The following is a 232-nucleotide window of genomic DNA, read 5'->3' on the forward strand; positions in this document are numbered from 1 at the left end:
CCAACGAGTTGGGTCATGCTGCCGCGCGTCGCGTGGTCGAGGGCGGTCACGTGTCTGTCAACCCGCTGGTGCTGTATGGCGGAGTGGGGCTGGGCAAGACGCACCTGATGCACGATATCGCTTGGGAGCTGAAAGAACGCGAACCACAGCGGAACGTACTGTATCTGTCGGCAGAAACGTTCATGTATCGCTTCGTGCAGGCGTTGCGCACACCCACGATGATGGATTTCAA

The 232-nt window shown here is 59.1% G+C and carries 1 protein-coding gene; it reads left to right on the forward strand.

The genetic code is table 11. The annotated features are described in order from the left end of the window. Nucleotides 1-232 (forward strand): DnaA ATPase domain-containing protein (locus tag R0J92_RS27165; RefSeq protein ID WP_411053969.1); only part of this gene is annotated, 232 nt, incomplete at both ends.

Origin of the sequence: Tritonibacter sp. SIMBA_163, assembly GCF_046535935.1 — a bacterium.
Lineage (GTDB): Bacteria > Pseudomonadota > Alphaproteobacteria > Rhodobacterales > Rhodobacteraceae > Epibacterium > Epibacterium scottomollicae.